Source organism: Yinghuangia soli (genome assembly GCF_021502675.1).
Classification (GTDB): domain Bacteria; phylum Actinomycetota; class Actinomycetes; order Streptomycetales; family Streptomycetaceae; genus Yinghuangia; species Yinghuangia soli.
Genome location: NZ_JAKFHA010000004.1, coordinates 84,409 through 103,068, shown reverse-complemented (window position 1 = coordinate 103,068; position 18,660 = coordinate 84,409). Strand labels below are relative to the sequence as shown.

Sequence of the window (18,660 nt, the reverse complement as noted above, 5' to 3'; positions counted from 1 at the left end):
AGAGTGCGCCGGCGCGAGGTGGAACGTGGGGAACAAGTGGATCACTGAGCACCTTGCCATGATCTGCACGCGTGGTGGGGGACCCTTCCGAGGCGGAGGATCCGGCACCGGGGGCGGGCGGGCCGCCGGAAACCGGCGGGGAGGGGCGGATGCCGCCGGAACCGCCCGTCCGGGCGCGGGACCGGATGCCGCGGTTCCGGCCTGCCCGGCCAGGCCGCGGGCCACTCGCCCTACCGTCTGGTAACCGGATCTGGCAGGCTGCGCCCATGACCGGCCTCACCACCCCGCGCACCGCGTACCGCCGCTCCGACGACCGGGCCCGCTACGACCGTGCCACCGCGCATCTCGACGCGCCGTTCGCGATCGTCGACCTCGAGGCGTTCCGGGCGAACGCCGCCGACCTCGTGCGCCGCGCGGGCGGGGTGCCGGTCCGGGTGGCCAGCAAGTCGGTGCGCTGCCTGCCGCTGCTGCGCGAGGTGCTGGAGCTGGACGGGTTCGCGGGCGTGATGGCGTTCACGCTGCCGGAGGGGCTGTGGCTGGCCGCGCAGGGCGTCGAGGACGTACTGGTGGCGTACCCGTCGACGGACCGCGAGGCGTACCGGGCGCTGGCCGCGGACCCGGTGGCGGCGGCGCGCGTGACGGTGATGGTCGACGACGTGGCGCAGCTGGACTACATCGACCGGGTGCGCGGCGACGGCACCGAGCGGATCCGGGTGTGCGTGGACATCGACTGCTCGTGGCAGCCGTTCGGCGGGCGGATCCGGGTGGGTGCGCACCGGTCCCCGCTGCACTCTCCCGAGCAGGTCGCCGAGGTGGCCGAACAGGTCGTGAAGCGGCCGCAGTTCCACCTGGTGGGGCTGATGGCCTACGAGGCGCAGATCGCCGGTGTCGGGGATGCGCCGCAGGGGCGCGCGCTGTACGGGCGGGCGATCCGGTTCATGCAGGCGCGCGCGGGCGCGGAGCTCGCGGCGCGCCGGGCGGAGATCGTCCGGGCGGTGCGCGCGGTGGCGGATCTGGAGTTCGTGAACGGCGGCGGCACCGGCAGCGTGGAGCGCACCGCCGCGGAGCCGTGCATCACCGAAGTCGCGGCCGGTTCGGGGCTGTTCCAGCCGCGGCTGTTCGACGACTACACGTCGTTCTCGGGGCGCCCGGCGGCGCTGTTCGCGCTGCCGGTGGTACGCCGGCCCGGGGTGGGCTGGGTGTCGGTGCTGGGCGGCGGCTACCCCGCGTCCGGTGCGGCGGGCCGGGACCGGCTGCCGCAGCCGTACCTGCCCGAGGGCCTCGCGTACGACCCGCAGGAGGGCGCCGGCGAGGTGCAGACGCCGCTGCGCGGGAGCGCCGCGGACGACCTACTGATCGGCGACCGGGTGTGGTTCCGGCACGCCAAGGCGGGCGAGTTGTGCGAGCGGTTCGAGCAGTTGCACCTGGTGTCCGGCGACGAGGTCGTCGGCACGGTCCCGACGTACCGCGGAGAGGGCCGCACGTTCCTGTGACGCGGCGGTGACGGCGCGCTGCTGATCTTCCGTCAGAGCCGGGGGAATGCCCGGTTTTTCGGAACCCGACAAGCCTCGAAAGCCCCCTTAACCGGCCAAGTCACCCGCGATCCGCCCGGTCCCGACCAAGACGCGCTCGGCAAGGACTGTCCACGGCGCCCCGCATGCTTCAGAATGCAGTCGGCGCCGTGAGGTTCCACTTCCGTCCCGACCACGGAAAGGTCGAGGCCATGGTCGCGCGGCTCGGCATGCTCGGTCAGGAACACCCCGTCACCGGGGTGACGATCTGGCGCGGGTGCGCCGTCGTCCACCTGCACGGCGAACTCGATCTGCACAACGCCCCGCTCCTGCACCGCACGCTGATCGACCTCATCGACGGCGGCTGCCGCCGTATCGTGGTCGACGCCACGGCGCTCACGTTCTGCGACTCGGTGGGGCTGGGTGTGCTGATCGACGCGTTCAAGGCGATGCATGCATGCGGCGGCGGGCTGCGGCTCGCGGCGCCGGACCGGCATGTGCGGGCGACGCTGCGCATGACGGGGCTGATCGACATCCTGGGGGTCCGCGACACGCTCCAGGAAGTCCTGGACGAGTTCTCGGTCTGAGGCGGGGGCACCGCCGAACTGCACCGGCCTGCCCGGCAGCACGCCGCGGCGCGCCGGAAACCGGCTCGCGCCCGGCATCGCGGCCGCGGGAAGATCGGACATGATCACCGACCACTGGCCGCTGTTCGGCCTGCGGGTGACCACGCCGCGCCTGGAGCTGCGGCTGCCCCGCATGGAGGACTTCGACGGCCTCTTCGCGGCCGTGGCGCGCGGCGTGCACGACCCGGACTACATGCCGTTCAACTTCCCCTGGACGGCGCTGCCCGAGCCGGAGCGTTCGCGCAAGGCCCTGCAGCACCACTGGCACCAGTGGGCGTCGTGGACACCCGAGGACTGGACGCTGGACCTGGTGGTCTTCCACGAAGGGGTGCCCGCGGGTGCGCAGGACCTGAGCGGGGCGGACTTCCCGGTCACCCGGCAGGTCTCGTCCGGCTCGTGGCTGGAGAGCCGGCGGCACGGGCACGGGCTGGGCGCGGAGATGCGCGCCGCGGTGCTGCACCTCGCGTTCGAGGGGCTGGGCGCGCAGTGGGCGGTGTCGTCGGCGTTCACCGACAACCCGGCCTCGCTGGGCGTCTCGCGCAAGCTCGGGTACGTGCCGGACGGGATCGACGTGTACGCGGCGCCGGACGGGCGGCAGCGCCTCTTCCAGCGCGTCCGGCTGGACCGCGAGGCGTGGCTCGCGCACCGGACCGTGCCGGTCGAACTGCACGGCCTGGGCGCCTGCCTGGAGATGTTCGGCCTCGGCCCGGCAGGCTGAGCGCGCGGCATCGGGGCCTGTGGCACACCTGTACGGCACGATAGGGCGCGTGCCTGGACAACTGATGCTCCTCGATACCGCGTCGCTCTATTTCCGCGCCTACTTCGGCGTGCCCGAGTCGATGAAGGCTCCGGACGGCACCCCGGTCAATGCGGTGCGCGGGCTGCTCGACTTCATCTCGCGCCTGGTCGCCGACCACCGCCCGGACCAGCTGGTGGCCTGCTGGGACGACGACTGGCGCCCGCAGTTCCGGGTGGACGCCATCCCGTCGTACAAGGCGCACCGGGTCGCCGAGGAGGTCGAGGGCGACGCCCCCGACACCGAGGAGGTCCCGGACACGCTGAGCCCGCAGGTCCCGGTGATCGAGGAGGTGCTGGCCGCGTTCGGGATCGCGCGCGTGGGGTCGCCGGGCTTCGAGGCGGACGACGTGATCGGGACGTTCGCGACGCAGTCCCTGCTGCCGGTCGACATCGTGACCGGCGACCGCGACCTGTTCCAGCTGGTCGACGACAAGCGCGGCGTACGGGTGCTGTACCCGGTCAAGGGCGTCGGCGTGGTCGACGTGATGGACGAGGCCGCGGTGCTGGCCAAGTACGCCGTGCCGGCGTCGTCCTACGCGGACTTCGCGACGCTGCGCGGCGATGCGTCCGACGGCCTGCCCGGCGTGAAGGGCATCGGCGAGAAGACCGCCGCGCAGCTCATCGCCGAGTTCGGGGACCTGGCCGGGGTGCGGGCGGCGGCCGAGGACCCGGCGTCGTCGCTGACTCCCGCGCGTCGGCGCAACATCGTGGCGGCCGCGGACTATCTGGACGTGGCTCCGGGGGTCGTGCAGGTCGTCCGCGATGTTCCGGTTCCGCCGGGTCTGGACCTCGCGCTCCCCCGCGCGCCCCGCGATCCCGCCGCGGTGGACGCGCTGGCCGCCCGCTGGGGCCTGAACACCTCGGTGCAGCGCCTCGTGGCGGTGCTCGCAGGCGGCAGTTGACCCGACTTCGTCCCCCTTGCGAGCGACCCTCGCAAGGGGGTCAAGGCAAGGCAAAGCTCTCGCTCGAAAGGGTCACCCCGCTGCGCGCCGGGCGCGCAATGAGAGTGTGACCCAGGTCACATCGAATATTACTCGGAAGTCGCGTCACTTCTCGGGGGGACCCCGGTCTCCCTTGGCATGGGTACCGAGTGTGACATCGCATCGACCGCCGACCCCGCCTGGCTGCGGGGCGAGTGGCACCGTGTGACGCAGCGGGCCGGCTGGCCCTCCCGCGTCGAATGGCACAGCGAAGCAGTCGAGCTGTGCATCGAGTCGTTCGTGACGACCGGCCACGTCCGGGCCGCCTGCCTCGCGCTGGGCCGCGACCGCGCGGCCGCCGAGATCCCGCTGGACGTGGCGCTCGCCGAACTGGACGCGCTCTTCCTGTGCGCACTGGCCTACGCGGCCCCCGCCGCGGTGGTCCAGGCGTACGTGGGAGCCCGCGCCCGCGCCACCGCGCCCGGCACGCTGCCGCCGGGCACCGACCCCCTCACCGAACTGCCCTCCGCCGCCGTCCTGCAGCGGAGCCTGCAGGCGCGCGCCGGAGCCGGCGAGCGCACCCGGCTCGTGGTGGTCCAGCTCGAGGTCGCCGAGTCGCGCTTCTGGGCGCACCTGCGGCACCTGCTGCTGACCGCCCGGCACATGGAGCGCGCCCTCCAGGAAGACGTGCACGCCGTGCCGGCGGGCCGCCTCATGGCGCTCGTGGACGGTGACGAACCCGCCCTCACCGACCGGCTCGACCGGCTCTGCCGCGCGCCCGTGGACCCGCTGTCCGGGGTCCAGGGCGCCCCCGGACACGTCCCCTCCGTCCCACGCCCGCACGTCCGGCTCGCCGTCGAGCCCGGTACTCCCCAGGGGAGCTGAACGTGTACAGCACCACCCGCACTTCCCGTTCCATCTGTTCGTATGTTGGTGGCACTTCCAGCATTTCGCGCACTTCTTGCACCTCTCGCACCGCATGTACGGCTTGTCCCGTCCGCCGCGGGGGGTCTGCGGGACAGCACATGACGCAGCGTCACCCCGGCTGCGTCGCGAAATTCGGGGCGGGCGCGAACGGGAAATCCTCGCGCCTGCTCTGCACTACGCGCGCCGGAGCGCACAACCCTTACCGCGCACGCCCCCTGACGATCTGGACAGATCCCCGCGAGATCGCCACGATGCTGACGACAGAGCCGACCGAGGCCGCAGCAGCTACCGGGGCGACGAGCACCGCTCAAGGGGGTCACGGGTGTCACGCGAGGACGACCCTTCGGCCTCCGGTCCCGACCGGCAGCCGCCGGAGCAGCCGGCCGACCCCGCACCGGAGCCGGCCGAAGGCCCGGACGCCGCTTGGGTCCCCGGCCAGGGCCGCCACGCCGGACCGCCGCACCCCGTCGTCCCCGGGCAGCGCACCGCCCGCCACCGCCGCGGACCGTTCCCGGCTCCGCGGGGGCACGAGCCGGCCGGAGCCGGCGCGACCGGTACCGGGCCGGCCGACCCCGCAGCGCCCGGTGCCGTCCCGGCCCCCCTCGGGCCTCCGGACGACACCGCAGCGGCCGGCACCGGCCCCGCGCCGCGCCCCGAACCCGGGCCGCCCGGGCCCGGACCGGGCCTGCCCGGCGACGCCCCGGAACCCGCGCCCGGCGCCGACGACGGCGGTGCGGGCGCCGAGCACCAGCACGCCGCCGACCGCGGCGACGACGGCCCGTCCGACGCGTACTTGGCCGACCGGGTCCGGGACGGCGACGACGCCGCGTACGAAGTCCTGTACCAGCGCCACGTGGACGCGGTCCGCCGGCTCGCCCGGCTGTGCACCCGTACCCGCGAGAACGCCGAGGACCTCGTCGGCGAGACCTTCACCCGCACGCTGCACGCCCTGCGCTCCGGCCACGGACCGCGCGAGGCATGCCGCCCCTACCTCCTCACGACGGTGAGGCGCGTGGCGGGCGACTGGGCGCGCAACGAGCGCCGCGTGCTGCTCACCGACGACGTCGCCGCGTACGAGGCGAGCCCGGGCGGCGAGCCGGAGGACCCCGCGGTCGCCGCGACGGACCGCAACCTCGCCGCCAAGGCGTTCCAGGAACTCCCGGAGCGCTGGCAGGCGGTGCTCTGGTACACCGAGGTGGAACGCGAGCCCCGCGACCGGGTCGCGCCGCTCCTCGGGGTCAGCCCCAATGCGCTGTCGAAGCTCAAGGAGCGCGCCCGCGACGGCCTGCGGGAGGCGTACCTCAAGGTCTACGTCGAGAACGGACTGCCCAAGGAGTGCCGCCCGTTCGCCAAGAACTACGGCGCCTACGTACGGCACCGGCTCGGCGACCGCGCCGAGGACAGCGTGAAGGCGCACCTGGACGCGTGCGACCGGTGCCGTGCGGCGTGCGTCGAACTGGCAAGTGTCAGCACGTGCATGCGCGTCGTCGCCGAAGGCCTGCTGGGCGCGGCCGGACTGGCGTACCTGGCGACGGCCGCGGCAGCTGCCGCGGCGGTCGGCGCGGCAGTCGCGGGCGGCACCGGCGCGGTCGGCGCAAGCGCCGCGGGCACGGGGTCGGCGGGAGCCGGCGCAGGTGCCGGAGCCGGGTCGGCTGGTGCCGCGGGTGCGGGCAGCGCGGGCTCCGGCGGCAGCGCCGGGGCCGGAGCCGCCGCCGAGGGCGGCGGGACCATGGTGAAGGCGGCCGCGATCGCGGGTGCCCCGATCGCCGTGGTCGCCGCGGTGGCCTGGGCGTTCGTGGCCAATCAGGACGACCCGAAGAAGCCGGTCGCGGCCGCCCCGCCGCCCGCGGTTTCACCCGCCACCCCGCCGCCCAAGCCCACGCCCCCTCCCGCGCCGCCGGTCCAGCCCCCGGCGACCCCGCCGGCCACCCCGCCGCCCCCGAAGCCCACCCCGCCCAAGAGCCCGCCCCCGAAGCCGGCTCCCCCGCCCGTGCAGCCCACCACGAAGCCGGCCCCGCCGCCGGCCGCGGCGCTGCCGTCCAAGTCCCCGAAGCCCCCGAAGCCGGACCCGCCGAAGCCGACCAAGCCCCCGAAGCCCGGCAAGCCGACGATCATCGTCGAGCCGACCCGCATCGTGATCGACAACGGCCGCGCCCGCTTCGAGTGCGCCGGCCAGCCGGTCCCGAATGCCGGCATGCCGCGTTGCGAACACGTCACCCTGACCGTCCCCAACCGCCCCGCCAACCCGAACCGCCCCACCCCCGCCCCGACATGCCGCGACTTCGGCCAACCAGGCAACCCCAGGCTCACCATCTGCCGCAAGTAACCTCCGGTCCGGACGCAGGTACGCGGGTCACCCCCAGGGGACCGAAGTGCCGTGCGGTTCTGGTGGGCAGACGACCCACGCCTCACCAACCGCCGCAGGTGACCTCCGGACCGAGCGGAAGTGCGGGGGTCGCCCCCGACACCGAAAAACCGTGCCGCCGCTCAACGCCCTCTGACCGCAGCCCCAGGACGCCGGCACGCCGCGTGGCGGCGGTCGGCAGGGGCCCGCAGCGCGCCGACCGCCCCAAGCGACGTGCGGTCCGGGCCGGCCACGCCAGGCGCCCTCTGACCGCACCCCCAGGCCCCTTGCACGCCGCGGGGCACCGGTCGCCAGGGCCTGCACTGCGCCGACCGCCCCAGGTGATGTCCGGTTCGGACCGGCCGGAGAGTTGCCGGGCTGGTTCGCCGTCGCTCGGTCGCCCGCGACAGCCCGGCCAAGCCGGGAACGTGGAGATCCCGCGTGAGCGCTGGGGCCGTGAGCACCGCCCCTACGCGTCCTTGCGCGTGTCCTCGGCAGGGCAGCCGTGCGCATGCCCGGATGGTCAGCGTTCGGGTGCCGCGGCGGTGACTCGACCGTGCCTGGGGCGCTGCCGCGACGGCGGCGCGTGCCCGCAGTCGCCTTCCGGGCCTCGTGTCGGTGCGGGGCGCAACCATGCTGGTATGCCTCAGCCGATCAGCTTGTCCCGCGAGTCCGTTGTCGTCGTCCCGGCCGACGTGCGTATGGTGCTGGGCACCTTGGCGCGGCAGCATGCGGGCTCGCCCGAGGTCGGTGCTGCGCTGGCCGGGTTGGCCGCGGAGTTCGCCGGGCGGGATCCGGACGCGGCGGTCTGGCTGCTGCCCGCCGAGGCGCTGTGCCTGCTGGCGGTCCACGCCGACGCCATCGGCGTGTACGGCCTGGACGCGAACGCCGCGGGCACCTACCGGCATCCGTACGTCGCCGCCGAGGTGCGGCTTGCCGAGGCGGTCCGCGAGCAGGCCCCGCGCACGTGGCACGCGCTGCGTGCGGTGATGGACGCCGAGGCGGTGGTCGCCCTCGCCGGCTGACCGCCGCGCGACAATGGCGGCATGATCGTGATGCAGCCCGTCCTCGAAGTGGCCGCCGACGACGGCTTCGCGCTGTGGCCGGTGGTCGCCTCCGACGGCTTCGGCTACCTGGCGCTGCACGGCGGAATGTCCCCGGCCGAGGTCGGGACCGCGGTCATGACGCTGGCCCGCTACAACGACGTAGCGCCCGAGGCGGGGCCCTCCGGCGATCCCCGTGCCGCGTTCCTGGACGCGCTGCTCACCGGCGACGGAGCACTCGCGCCCGGCGGCATGCGGGTGGTCGACAGTGCGTCCGGCGTGGTCTTCCTGCCCGGGTGCTGCAACGGCTTCGAGGACCGGCTCGCCTGGTACGACGTGCTCGACGGCAGCGGCTTCGCGGGCTTCGGGCACGGTCCCGACCCGACCGCCGAACGCCTGGGCGACCGGGTGCGGTTGACCGTGGACGGCGAGGCGGCAAACAGCCCGTTCATCGACGTCGCGCCCGACGAGCTGCGGAGGCTCCTGGCCGGTGCCGAGCAGGATCTGGCCGGCTTCGCCGCCCTCGCGCACGCCTGGGCGGTTGCGCAGGTGCCTGCGCAGGCCGCGCGGCTGACCGCGGCCCTGCGGGAGGCGTTCGCCTTGCCGCCGCAAGACTGAAGCGCCGGCCGGGCCTCCTCATGGAGTCCCGGCCGGCGCCCCGAGCCATGCGTCAGTTCAACGACGAGTACGCCACGACCCCGCGGCGCACCGCCTCGACCGCCTTGCGGGCCGTGCTGCGGACCTGGCCGTTGTCCGGCGCAGCGTCGGCGATCTGGCCCAGGACATCGACAAGTTGCTTCATCCAGCGCACGAAGTCGCCGGCCGGGAGGTCGGATTCGCCGAGGACGGCGTCCAGGCGGCGGCCCGAGGCCCAGCTGTACGCGGTCCAGGCGAAGCCGAGGTCCGGTTCGCGGAGGAAGTCCAGGTGGTGGCGGTCCTCCAGGGCGTCCAAGTGCCCCCACAGGCGGACCATGTCGGCCAGCGCCGACTTCGCCGCGCCGCCCGGCAGTTTGGGGGCGAGGGCGTCGTCGGGCTGGCGGGCCTCGAAGACCAGCGCCGAGGCGCACGCGGCCAGTTCCGCGGGCGTGAGGTTTTCCCACAGGCCCTCGCGCAGGCACTCCGCGGTCAGCAGGTCGAGCTCGGCGTAGATGCGCGCGAGGCGCCGGCCGTCCTCGGTGACCGTGTCGCCCGTGAGGTAGCCCAGGTCGGTGAGCATCCCGCAGACCCGGTCGAAGGTCCGCGCGATGGTGTGCGTGCGGCCCTTCATACGGCGTTCGAGCTGCTCGGTGTCGCGGGCCAGCCGGTAGTAGCGCTCGGCCCAGCGCGCGTGGTCCTCGCGTTCGTCGCAGCCGTGGCAGGGGTGCTGCCGGATGGCCGCGCGCAGCCGCGTGATCTCCGGGTCGTCGGCGGCCGCCGAGCGGCCGCGGCGCGGGCGGGACGGCTCGATGTGGCCGGCCTTGGTACGCAGCGCGGACGCGAGGTCGCGGCGCGACTGCGGGTTGCGGGCGTTGAACGACCGCGGGATGCGCATGCGTTCGACCGGTGCGACCGGGGTCGGGAAGTCGATCGAGGCCAGCCGGCGGGCCTGCCGGTCCGCGGTGAGCACGAACGGCCGCGGCCCGTCGTGGCCGTCGTCGAACCCGGGGTCCAGCACCACGGCCAGGCCCGCGTACTTGCCGGTGGGCACCACGATGATGTCGCCGGGCTTGAGCTTCTCCAGCGACGCGGCGGCCTCCGCGCGGCGGTTCGCGACGCCCTCGCGGGCGAGCGCGGTCTCGCGGTCCTTGAGCTGCCGGCGCAGCGCGCCGTACTCCTCGAAGTCGCCCAGGTGGCAGGTCATCGCCTCCCGGTAGCCCTCCAGGCCTTCCTCGTTGCGCTGCACCTGGCGGGCGATGCCCACGACCGAGCGGTCCGCCTGGAACTGCGCGAACGAGGTCTCCAGAAGCTCGCGCGAGCGGTGCCGGCCGACCTGGCCGACCAGGTTGACCGCCATGTTGTACGAGGGCCGGAACGACGAGCGCAGCGGATACGTCCGGGTGCCCGCCAGGCCGGCCAGGTGCTTGGGGTCGAAGCCCTGGTGCCACAGCACGACCGCGTGGCCCTCGACGTCGATGCCGCGGCGCCCGGCGCGGCCGGTGAGCTGCGTGTACTCGCCCGCGGTGAGGTCGGCGTGCGTCTCGCCGTTCCACTTGACGAGCTTCTCCAGCACCACCGAGCGCGCGGGCATGTTGATGCCGAGCGCGAGCGTCTCGGTGGCGAACACGGCCTTCACCAGGCCGCGTACGAACAGCTCCTCGACGACCTCCTTGAAGGTCGGCAGCATGCCCGCGTGGTGCGCGGCGATGCCGCGCTGCAGGGCTTCGAGCCACTCGAAGTAGCCGAGCACCTGGAGGTCTTCGTCCGGGATGTGCCCGGTGCGGGACTCCACGATGGACTTGACCTGGTCGCGCTCGGCCTGCGTGTTGAGCCGCAGGCCCGCGTGCAGGCACTGCTGGACCGCGGCCGCGCAGCCCGCCCGGCTGAAGATGAAGGTGATCGCGGGCAGCAGGCCCTGCGCGTCGAGCTTCTCGATGACGTCCACGCGGCTGGGCGTCCACACCCGCCGGGCCCGGGTGCCCTCGTCGCGGCCGCGGGACTTGCGGTAGCGGTCGTACGGGCGGCCGCTGCGCTCGTTGGTCTCCCGGGCCAGCCGGGTGAGGTCCGGGTTGACCTCGCGGTGGTTGTCGTCGGTGAAGAGGTCGTACGTGCGGTTTCCGGCCATGACGTGCTGCCACAGCGGGACCGGGCGGTGCTCGGAGACGACCACTTCGGTGTCGCCGCGGACCGTGCCGAGCCAGTCGCCGAACTCCTCGGCGTTGGACACCGTGGCGGACAGGGACACCAGGGTGACCGACGGCGGCAGGTGGATGATGACCTCCTCCCACACCGCGCCGCGGAACCGGTCGGAGAGGTAGTGCACCTCGTCCATGACCACGTAGCCGAGGCCTTCGAGGGTGTGCGAGGACGCGTACAGCATGTTGCGCAGCACCTCGGTGGTCATCACGACCACGGGTGCGTCGCCGTTCACCGAGTTGTCGCCGGTCAGCAGGCCGACCTTGTCGGCGCCGTAGCGCTTGACCAGGTCGCCGTACTTCTGGTTCGACAGCGCCTTGATCGGCGTCGTGTAGAAGCACTTGCGGCCCTGCTCCAGCGCCAGGTGCACGGCGAACTCGCCGACCACCGTCTTGCCGGAGCCGGTCGGTGCCGCGACCAGGACGCCGCGCCCGGCCTCCAGGGCCCGGCAGGCCTCTTCCTGGAAGGGGTCGAGGCCGAACTCGTACTCGCTGCGGAAGGCGTGCAGGCTGGTGCGTTCCTCGATCTGCCGCGCGCGGGCGGCGGCAAAGCGCTCTGCGGGCGACGGCTCGGCAGCCTCGGAAGGGTCGGGAGTGCGGTCCGGTTTCGTCATTCGGACCACCCGCTCTTCGGTCGCGCGCTGTTCAGGACTCGGGGATCGCAGCAGTCGCCGCGGCAAGGATCGAGAAGCATCTCACCGAGCAGGTTACCGGGCGGCGTCCTCGGATGTGATCACGTTTATCCGGGGGCGCGGCACGTCGCCGGCGGGCGCCGGGCAGAGCAGCCGCAGCGCGCCGGGCTCGGTGGTCGCGGTGACCGGCAGTGCGGCGATCCGCTCGCCGTCCGCCCATGCGGTCACCTTGGGCGCGGACAGCGACACGACGGACGCCTCGTAGGTGGTGACCGCGGGATGGTCCACGTGCCGGCCGCTGTAGGCGCGCGGCAGCACCCGCAGGAGTTCCAGCCGCCCGCAGGCGCCGACCACGGTGATCTGGAACTTCCCGTCGGTCATGTCGGCGTCCGGGCAGATCTTCATGCCGCCGCCGTAGGAGCTGCCGTTGCCCACCGCGACGAGCATGGCCTCGACCTCGAGGGGCTTGCCGTCCAGTTCGATCTCGTACGGGATGGGCCCCAGCGCGGGCAGTTCGGCGACCACCGCGCGGTTGTAGCGCATCCGGCCGCGGGGCCACGTCATGGCGTTGGCCCGCTCGTTGACGCGCGAGTCGAACCCGGATGCGATCACGGTGCCGAACCAGCGGTTCCCGACCCGGCCCAGGTCCAGGTCGCGGGTGTGGCCCGCGGCGATCACCGGGACCGCGGCGGCCGCGTCGCCGACCGGCAGGCCGACGGTCCGCGCGAAGTCGTTGCCCGACCCGATCGGGACGACGCCCAACGGCACGCCGGTGCCGGCGACTGCCTGGAGGGCGAGCGAGACGGTGCCGTCGCCGCCCACCGCGACGACCGAGCCGACGCCGCCGCGCACCTCGGAGCGCAGCCGCTCCAGCGCGTCGGCCGCGGTCGGCACGCGGATCTCGCGGACCACCAGGCCCGCGGCGCGCAGTCCGGCCGCCACGGGGGCGGCGGCACGGGCGGCACGGCCGCGGCCTGCGGCAGGGTTCACGAAGAGTGCGATCTCACGGGACACGCCCGGCACAGTAGTGCAGGGCGTGCCATCTCCGCTGGTCAGGGCTCGGGAAGCGCGGGGTGCCCGGTCAGGCTCCGGCCCGGGCACCGGCTCGGATTCCGAACCGGACTCGGGATCAGGTGATGTCGTCCGCGTGCACGGACTGCGGTTCCGGCTCCGGGCTGCGCGGCGCCGGGGTGGCCGGCTCGGCGGGCGACGGGGTCAGGTCGAGCGCGGACGCCTCGTCGTCGTCCACGTCGCCGCCCAGGGCCGCCTTGCGGCTTCTGCCGCGGCGCTTGTCGTTGATGAGCGAGAACGCGACCGCGACCAGGTACAGCACCGTGATGGGCACCGACAGCAGGCACATCGTCAGCGGGTCGGTGGTCGGCGTGGCCACCGCACCGAAGACGAAGATGCCCATGACGACCCAGCGCCACCAGCCGATCAGCTGCCGGCCGGTGACCAGGCCCGCGACGTTCATCAGGATCAGGATCAGCGGCAGTTCGCACGCCAGCCCGAACACGATGATCATGCGGAGCACGAAGTCGAGGTATTCGTCGAACTGCAGCTGGTTGTTCGCGTCCGCAATGGTGAAGCCGAGCAGCGCGTCGAGCGCGTGCGGCAGGATCGAGTACGAGAACCACGCGCCGGCCGCGAACAGCGGCGCGCCCAGGCCCACGAAGGCGACCGCGTACCGCTTCTCGTTCTTGTGCAGGCCGGGGGCGAGGAAGCCCCACAGCTGCCACAGCCAGATGGGCGCGGCGGCCACGACGCCCGTGGTGAGCGAGACCTTGAGCATCGTCGAGAACGGGTTCAGGACACCCGACTGCACGAGGATGCCCTGGCCGCACTCGACGTCGTTGCCGACGCCGCTGACGCTGTCGAGGTCGCAGACCGGGTCCACCAGGAACTTGGCGATGTCCCGGTAATAGAACAGCGCCAGGATGGTGACCACCATGATGGCCAGCAGCGATTTGACCAGCCTGTTGCGCAGTTCGCGCAGGTGGTCCATGAGGGGCATGCGCCCCTCGTCGTTCTTGGGCGGGCGGGCAGGCTTACGCCAGAGCCCTCTGCGTTCGCTCACCTTGGCGGGCCGACTCCGGGGGGCTGGAAAGGGTCAGCGACGGTTCGCGTCGGGCTCGCCCACGGGGCGCTGCGACACGGGCTCGCTCACGGGGCGCGCCTGCGACACGTCGCCGGGCGCCGCCTGGATCGTCCGGGGGGCTTCGGCCGCGGTGTCGGCCGGCTTCGCGGCGGCCGCGTCGGCCTGCGCGTCGTCGGTCTTCATCGCCTTGGCCTCGCTCTTGAGGATGCGCATCGAGCGGCCGAGCGCCCGAGCGGTGTCCGGCAGCTTCTTGGCACCGAACAGAAGAACGACGATGACCAGGATCAGGATGATCTCGGTGGGTCCAAGCCTGCCGAACATAGTTGCTACCTCATAACCGGGGGGTTGATGGGTCCGATCGTACGCCGATCAGTGTTACGGCTGTGCAACGCCATCGTGGCGAACACCGGGCGCTTTGAGAACCCGTTGGTGACCGGACGTTAATCCACGATCTTCCAACCTGTCAGCCCTGTACAGACCCAGGATTGACTAAATTTTCAGTGGAGGCCGGCGCGGGCGTCGTCCAGATCGGCCGCAGCACGGCCGATGCGGTCCGTCGCATCGCCGATCTCCCCCGCCAAGTGACGCACCTCACGGGCCAGCCGGAAGGCCAGCCGGCCCAGGACCGCCAGACCCGCGACGACCAGCAGCAGCGCGGCGGCGAGCAGAACCCACAGAAGCATGGCGCGACCCTACCCGGGGCTCAGCCCGCGACCTGCATCGACGGCACGCCGCCGTCCGACAGCAGTTCGACGATCTTCTCGCCGGCCGGGCGCCGCACCGAGTCGTCGCAGCCCGGGCAGCGGAAGACGTAGAACGACTTGCTCGGCTCCCCCGGCTTGTCCCTGCGGAGCACGAGCCGCAGCTGATCCGCCGTCAGCTCGACCCGGCCGCACTCCGGGCAACGCGCCGTGAACGTCGCCATCCGCCGCTCCTCATGTGTGCAGCGCGCCCGCGCAGAGCGCACCGGTCGGACTCTGGACCCTCGGTCTTGCTGCACCGCCGCACTACTGTCCTGCCGTCCTGCCGCGCCGGGCAAGAGGCCGCAGCGGCGTCAGACGCCCGCGTACGCCGCCAGCGCCGCCTCGGCGGTCCGCTGCACCTCGTCGGCCAGCTCGGCGGGCGCCACCACGCGGCCGTGCTCGCCCAGCCGCAGCGCCAGCCGGCGCATCACCGACGGGTCCGGCGTGCGCAGCGTCAACCGCAGGCCGCCGTCCGGCAGTTCCTCGAGGCTGTCGTACGGGTAATACTCCCGCACCCAGCGCCCGCCGGGCCCCAGTTCGAGGACGACCTCGATGTCGTCGGGGGTCGGCTGCACCAGGCCGTCCGCCGGATCGAAAGGCGCCACCGTGGGCGGCTCGGACGCCTCGTCCAGCAGCTCCGCGGCCACCACCCGGTCCAGCCGGAACAGCCGCCGGTCCTCCGCGGTACGGCACCAGGCCAGCAGGTACGGGCGGCCCTCGACGAGCAGCAGCCGCACCGGGTCCACCACGCGCTCGGTCACCTGGTCGCGGCGCGGCACGTAGTAGCTCAGCTTCAGCACGCGCTTCTCGGCGATCGCCCGGTCCATCGTCGCGAACGACGACTCCTCGGCCTCGAACTCCACGCTCACGTGCGCCGCGACCTGGGCCGCCTCGCCCGCCGCGTCCTCCAGCTTGGCGGTGACCCGGCCCAGCGCCTCGCGGTCCCGGTCCCGGAGCCCGGACAGCCCGGCCAGCGCGCGGAGCGCGACCAGCAGCGTCAGGGCCTCGTGCGGGGCCAGCCGCACCGGCCGCACCGGGGCGTCCGCGTTGTCCAGCCACACCCGGCCGTCCGCGTCCACGTGCGGTTCGAGCAGGTCGTCGGCCATGAAGCTGGTGCCGCACATGTGCAGCGTGCCCAGGTCGGCCTCGATGGCGCCGATGTCGTGGCCGAAAGCACGCGCCACGTCCTCCAGGCGCGCCCCGGGCCGCTCCCGCAGGTACGCGACCAGCGACAGCAGCCGGCGGGTGTCATCCAGTGCATTGCTCATGCGGAAATGCCCTCACTCGCCTCGTGCCCCGCCCCGACGCCCGCGGCTCCCGCACCCACCGGGAGGCCGGCCGCGGCCCGCAACTGCCGTACCACCGCGCCGCGCAGGTCCGGCGGGTCCAGCACCACCACGTCCGCACCGAACTCGGCCAGCCAGCTGTGCAGGCCGTGCCCGTACGGCAACTCCAGCTCGTCCCAGGCCTCGTCGACCTGCTTCACCGCAGTGGCCCGGGCGCGCAGCGGGAAACCGGCGCCGGCCCGCAGCCGGATCCGCGCCGAACCCTCGCCGCCCTCGCCCGCGAACCGGGCGACCTGCGCCCGGATGTCGACGTTCTCCGGGACCGGCGCGCGCAGTTCCTCGCGCAGGATCTTCGGCTTGGGCTTGTCCAGCACGCGCTCCAGGCGGAACACCCGCTGCTCCTCGCGGTCGCGCGCCCAGCCGACCAGGTACCAGCGGCCGCGCCAGCAGCTCATGCCCCACGGCTCCACGACCCGCTGGCTGGCCTCGGCGGCGCCGGAACCGCGGTACGTGAACTGCACCGGACGCCGCGCCCGCAGCGCCTCCAGGAGCGGGCCGAACGCGGACTCCCGCGCGGTGACCCGCGGTTCGACCGAGGTCAGCGGTGCGGTGTCGATCTCGACGCCGGCCGCCTTCAGCTTGTAGAGCGCGCCCGTCGCGGCACCGGACAGCGACGACTGCTGCCACGCGCCCGCCGCCAGCGCGAGCGCCGCGGCCTCCTCCGGGTCGAGGTCGACCGGCGGCAGCGTGTTGTGCTCGGGGCGGATCCGGTAGCCGTCCGCCGACTCCACGAGCGGGTCGTTCGCGCCGGTCTCGATGGTGAAGCCCAGCTCGCGGACGTCGTCCTTGTCGCGCTCGAACATCCGGTCGAAGGCCTCGTCGGAGGTGCACATGCGGTACGACTCGATCGAGGAGCGCAGCTCCTCTTTCGTGACGTACCGGCGCGCGGCGAGCAGGCACATGACCAGGCTCACCAACCGCTCCTGCTTGGGGATCGCCATCCGTTCCCGCCCCTTGGCTTGGCTCGACTGTCCGGTGTGTCCGGCCTGTCCGGTGTCCGGGCGCAGCCCGCTCCCCGGCGTGTGACTCACGGGGCAGCGCAGCGCGTTCCGCCCCGACCGTACCGCGTCCGCGCGCACTCTGTGCGACCGGCTGCCAAGCGCCGGCAGCGGCTCTGCGCAGCCGACTCGCCTTGCGCGGGCGTCTCCACTAGCCTCACCCACCGTGATCACGTGGCGGCGCGGTGAGGTAGTGGACATCCGGCGCGAGTGGCGCGGCGCGGTCGAACTGACCGTCCGCATCGAGGACGACGGGAACGCGGGGGCATCGGTGCGGGCGCTCGCCTACCCGGAGCTCGTGGGTCGGCCCGAGCCCGGCGACACCGTGCTGCTCAACACCACCGCGCAGACCATGGGGCTCGGCACCGGCGGATACGCCCTGGTCGTCGCGCTCCCCGACCGGCTGCCCGCGGACCCGCCCGCCGGCCCCGGGCATCTCGTCAAGGGCCGCTACTCGCCCCTGCAAGCGGTCGTGCTCGGCGCGGACGAACAGGATTCGCCGCACCACGACGTGCTCCGCGACGCGGACGACCTGGGCGCGATGCCCGTCGTCGTCGCGGACCTGCACTCCGCCCTGCCCGCCATTTGCGCGGGCGTGCGCGCGGTGCGCCCCGGCGCGCGCATCGTCTACGTGATGACGGACGGGGGCGCGCTGCCTGCGTGGTTCTCCATGACCGCTGCGGCGCTGCGCGAGGCCGGCTGGCTGGCCGGTACGGTCACGACCGGTCAGGCCGTAGGCGGCGACTTGGAGGCGGTCACCGTGCACACCGGCCTGCTCGCCGCCCGGCACGTCCTCGGCGCCGACATCGCGGTGGTGACCCAGGGGCCGGGCAACCTCGGCACCGACACCCGCTGGGGCTTCTCCGGCGTCGCGGCCGGCGAGGCGGTCAACGCCGCGGCGGCGCTGGGCGGCCGTGCGGTCGCCGCACTGCGCATCTCCGACGCGGATGCGCGCGAACGGCACCAGGGCATCTCGCACCACAGCCTCACCGCATACGGGCGTGTGGCCCTGGTGGCCGCCGATGTCATCGTCCCGGAGGTCGCCGAACCCCTGGCCTCACAGCTGGTCGCCGACGTCGCGCCGCTGCGCGCCCGGCATCGTGTGGTCACCGTGCCGGTCGACGGACTCGACGAGGCGCTGCGGTCCGCACCGGTGAAGCTGTCCACGATGGGCCGCGGACTGGACGAGGACTACGCGCACTTCCTGGCCTCGGCAGCCGCAGGACGCCACGCAGCGACCCTGCTGCCGCCCACCACTGCGCCAACCACCACTGCTTGATCACCAACCGCCACACGCCCCCACTCCAGGGGTACAGCGGAAGTGCGGCGGCACAGGTGGTCAGGAGCGCCCCCGTACCGACACCTAGTGCGCGAAAGGGCGGCACCCCTTGGGGGATGCCGCCCTTGGTGCGTTCCGGTGCGCTTTAGCGCACGCCGCGCAGGTCGACCACGAAGATCAGCGTCTCGCCCGGCTTGATCGCCGGCGTCGGGCTGTGGTCGCCGTAAGCCATGTGCGGCGGGATGACCAGCTTGCGGCGGCCGCCCACCTTCATGCCCTGGATGCCCTGGTCCCAGCCCTGGATGACGCGGCCCCCGCCGAGCGGGAACTCCAGCGGCGCGCCGCGGTTCCAGCTGGCGTCGAACTCCTCGCCGGTGGAGAAGGCCACGCCGACGTAGTCGGCCGCCACGGTGTGGCCGGCCTTGGCCTCTTCGCCCTCGCCCACCCAGATGTCGGTGATCTCGAGCTGGGCCGGCGGCTCGCCGCCCGGGAAGTCGATCTCGGGCTTCTCGTTGCTGCTCATCGCGGTACTGCTCCTTGTTGCGTGACGACTGTCGTCCGACA

Annotated in this window: 18 protein-coding genes; 9 read left to right on the top strand and 9 right to left on the bottom strand. The window is 73.5% G+C overall.

Going from position 1 to position 18,660, the window contains the following annotated elements:
• The first annotated feature begins 266 nt into the window (after window positions 1–266).
• From LZ495_RS09515 to LZ495_RS09480, 8 genes are all read left to right on the top strand, one after another.
• The gene (locus LZ495_RS09515) at window positions 267–1,493 is read left to right on the top strand and encodes an amino acid deaminase/aldolase (RefSeq protein WP_235051599.1); all 1,227 of its coding nucleotides are present in this window, start codon (window positions 267–269) and stop codon (window positions 1,491–1,493) included.
• A gap of 188 nt (window positions 1,494–1,681) precedes the next feature.
• A complete protein-coding gene (locus tag LZ495_RS09510; protein WP_235051598.1) occupies window positions 1,682–2,098 on the top strand; it encodes an STAS domain-containing protein in 417 nt (138 codons plus the stop codon).
• 100 nt (window positions 2,099–2,198) lie between these two features.
• Window positions 2,199–2,855, top strand: coding sequence for a GNAT family N-acetyltransferase (locus LZ495_RS09505; protein WP_235051597.1), 657 nt, complete (start codon window positions 2,199–2,201; stop codon window positions 2,853–2,855).
• Between the two features lie 49 nt (window positions 2,856–2,904).
• Window positions 2,905–3,837, top strand: coding sequence for a 5'-3' exonuclease (locus LZ495_RS09500; RefSeq protein WP_372498547.1), 933 nt, complete (start codon window positions 2,905–2,907; stop codon window positions 3,835–3,837).
• A gap of 177 nt (window positions 3,838–4,014) precedes the next feature.
• Window positions 4,015–4,740: a hypothetical protein gene (locus LZ495_RS09495; RefSeq protein ID WP_235051596.1), complete on the top strand. Its 726-nt coding sequence runs from the start codon at window positions 4,015–4,017 to the stop codon at window positions 4,738–4,740.
• Between the two features lie 364 nt (window positions 4,741–5,104).
• A complete protein-coding gene (locus tag LZ495_RS09490) occupies window positions 5,105–7,108 on the top strand; it encodes a sigma-70 family RNA polymerase sigma factor (protein WP_235051595.1) in 2,004 nt (667 codons plus the stop codon).
• A gap of 659 nt (window positions 7,109–7,767) precedes the next feature.
• Window positions 7,768–8,151, top strand: coding sequence for a hypothetical protein (locus tag LZ495_RS09485; RefSeq protein WP_235051594.1), 384 nt, complete (start codon window positions 7,768–7,770; stop codon window positions 8,149–8,151).
• A gap of 21 nt (window positions 8,152–8,172) precedes the next feature.
• Window positions 8,173–8,787 carry a hypothetical protein gene (locus LZ495_RS09480; protein WP_235051593.1) on the top strand — a complete coding sequence of 205 codons (615 nt, stop codon included), beginning with the start codon at window positions 8,173–8,175 and terminating at the stop codon, window positions 8,785–8,787.
• Between the two features lie 52 nt (window positions 8,788–8,839).
• Here the strand turns inward: LZ495_RS09480 and LZ495_RS09475 are convergent, their stop codons facing one another.
• From LZ495_RS09475 to LZ495_RS09440, 8 genes are all read right to left on the bottom strand, one after another.
• On the bottom strand, window positions 8,840–11,614 hold the full coding sequence (locus tag LZ495_RS09475) for a DEAD/DEAH box helicase (RefSeq protein ID WP_235051592.1): 2,775 nt from the start codon (window positions 11,612–11,614) through the stop codon (window positions 8,840–8,842).
• A gap of 93 nt (window positions 11,615–11,707) precedes the next feature.
• Window positions 11,708–12,646, bottom strand: coding sequence for a diacylglycerol kinase (locus LZ495_RS09470; RefSeq protein ID WP_235051591.1), 939 nt, complete (start codon window positions 12,644–12,646; stop codon window positions 11,708–11,710).
• A gap of 115 nt (window positions 12,647–12,761) precedes the next feature.
• Window positions 12,762–13,709, bottom strand: a complete 948-nt coding sequence (gene tatC / locus LZ495_RS09465; protein ID WP_235051590.1) for a twin-arginine translocase subunit TatC — start codon at window positions 13,707–13,709, stop codon at window positions 12,762–12,764.
• 33 nt (window positions 13,710–13,742) lie between these two features.
• Window positions 13,743–14,051, bottom strand: coding sequence for a Sec-independent protein translocase subunit TatA (gene tatA, locus LZ495_RS09460; RefSeq protein WP_235051589.1), 309 nt, complete (start codon window positions 14,049–14,051; stop codon window positions 13,743–13,745).
• A gap of 176 nt (window positions 14,052–14,227) precedes the next feature.
• Entirely contained in the window at window positions 14,228–14,413 is a 186-nt protein-coding gene (locus tag LZ495_RS09455; RefSeq protein ID WP_235051588.1) for a hypothetical protein, read from the bottom strand.
• Window positions 14,414–14,433: 20 nt separating this feature from the next.
• The gene (locus LZ495_RS09450; RefSeq protein WP_235051587.1) at window positions 14,434–14,655 is read right to left on the bottom strand and encodes a hypothetical protein; all 222 of its coding nucleotides are present in this window, start codon (window positions 14,653–14,655) and stop codon (window positions 14,434–14,436) included.
• 129 nt (window positions 14,656–14,784) lie between these two features.
• Window positions 14,785–15,741 carry a helix-turn-helix transcriptional regulator gene (locus LZ495_RS09445; RefSeq protein WP_235051586.1) on the bottom strand — a complete coding sequence of 319 codons (957 nt, stop codon included), beginning with the start codon at window positions 15,739–15,741 and terminating at the stop codon, window positions 14,785–14,787.
• Window positions 15,738–16,760: a helix-turn-helix transcriptional regulator gene (locus tag LZ495_RS09440; protein ID WP_235051585.1), complete on the bottom strand. Its 1,023-nt coding sequence runs from the start codon at window positions 16,758–16,760 to the stop codon at window positions 15,738–15,740. The genes LZ495_RS09445 and LZ495_RS09440 overlap by 4 nt, the downstream gene beginning before the upstream one ends.
• 223 nt (window positions 16,761–16,983) lie before the next feature.
• Between LZ495_RS09440 and LZ495_RS09435 the strand changes: the two genes are divergently transcribed.
• Window positions 16,984–18,096, top strand: coding sequence for a DUF3866 family protein (locus LZ495_RS09435; protein WP_235051584.1), 1,113 nt, complete (start codon window positions 16,984–16,986; stop codon window positions 18,094–18,096).
• A 145-nt stretch (window positions 18,097–18,241) separates the two neighbouring features.
• Here LZ495_RS09435 and LZ495_RS09430 read toward each other — a convergent pair whose 3' ends face one another.
• Window positions 18,242–18,619 carry an FKBP-type peptidyl-prolyl cis-trans isomerase gene (locus tag LZ495_RS09430; protein ID WP_235051583.1) on the bottom strand — a complete coding sequence of 126 codons (378 nt, stop codon included), beginning with the start codon at window positions 18,617–18,619 and terminating at the stop codon, window positions 18,242–18,244.
• Window positions 18,620–18,660: the final 41 nt, after the last annotated feature.

Excerpts from the sequence above, each read along its gene's own strand:
- LZ495_RS09475 (WP_235051592.1), bottom strand. The coding sequence starts at position 11,614 with ATGACGAAACCGGACCGCACTCCCGACCCTTCCGAGGCTGCCGAGCCG.
- LZ495_RS09440 (WP_235051585.1), bottom strand. The coding sequence starts at position 16,760 with ATGGCGATCCCCAAGCAGGAGCGGTTGGTGAGCCTGGTCATGTGCCTG.
- LZ495_RS09505 (WP_235051597.1), top strand. The coding sequence starts at position 2,199 with ATGATCACCGACCACTGGCCGCTGTTCGGCCTGCGGGTGACCACGCCG.
- LZ495_RS09485 (WP_235051594.1), top strand. The coding sequence starts at position 7,768 with ATGCCTCAGCCGATCAGCTTGTCCCGCGAGTCCGTTGTCGTCGTCCCG.
- tatA (WP_235051589.1), bottom strand. The coding sequence starts at position 14,051 with ATGTTCGGCAGGCTTGGACCCACCGAGATCATCCTGATCCTGGTCATC.
- LZ495_RS09445 (WP_235051586.1), bottom strand. The coding sequence starts at position 15,741 with ATGAGCAATGCACTGGATGACACCCGCCGGCTGCTGTCGCTGGTCGCG.
- LZ495_RS09515 (WP_235051599.1), top strand. The coding sequence starts at position 267 with ATGACCGGCCTCACCACCCCGCGCACCGCGTACCGCCGCTCCGACGAC.
- LZ495_RS09455 (WP_235051588.1), bottom strand. The coding sequence starts at position 14,413 with ATGCTTCTGTGGGTTCTGCTCGCCGCCGCGCTGCTGCTGGTCGTCGCG.
- LZ495_RS09495 (WP_235051596.1), top strand. The coding sequence starts at position 4,015 with ATGGGTACCGAGTGTGACATCGCATCGACCGCCGACCCCGCCTGGCTG.
- LZ495_RS09480 (WP_235051593.1), top strand. The coding sequence starts at position 8,173 with ATGATCGTGATGCAGCCCGTCCTCGAAGTGGCCGCCGACGACGGCTTC.
- LZ495_RS09430 (WP_235051583.1), bottom strand. The coding sequence starts at position 18,619 with ATGAGCAGCAACGAGAAGCCCGAGATCGACTTCCCGGGCGGCGAGCCG.
- LZ495_RS09450 (WP_235051587.1), bottom strand. The coding sequence starts at position 14,655 with ATGGCGACGTTCACGGCGCGTTGCCCGGAGTGCGGCCGGGTCGAGCTG.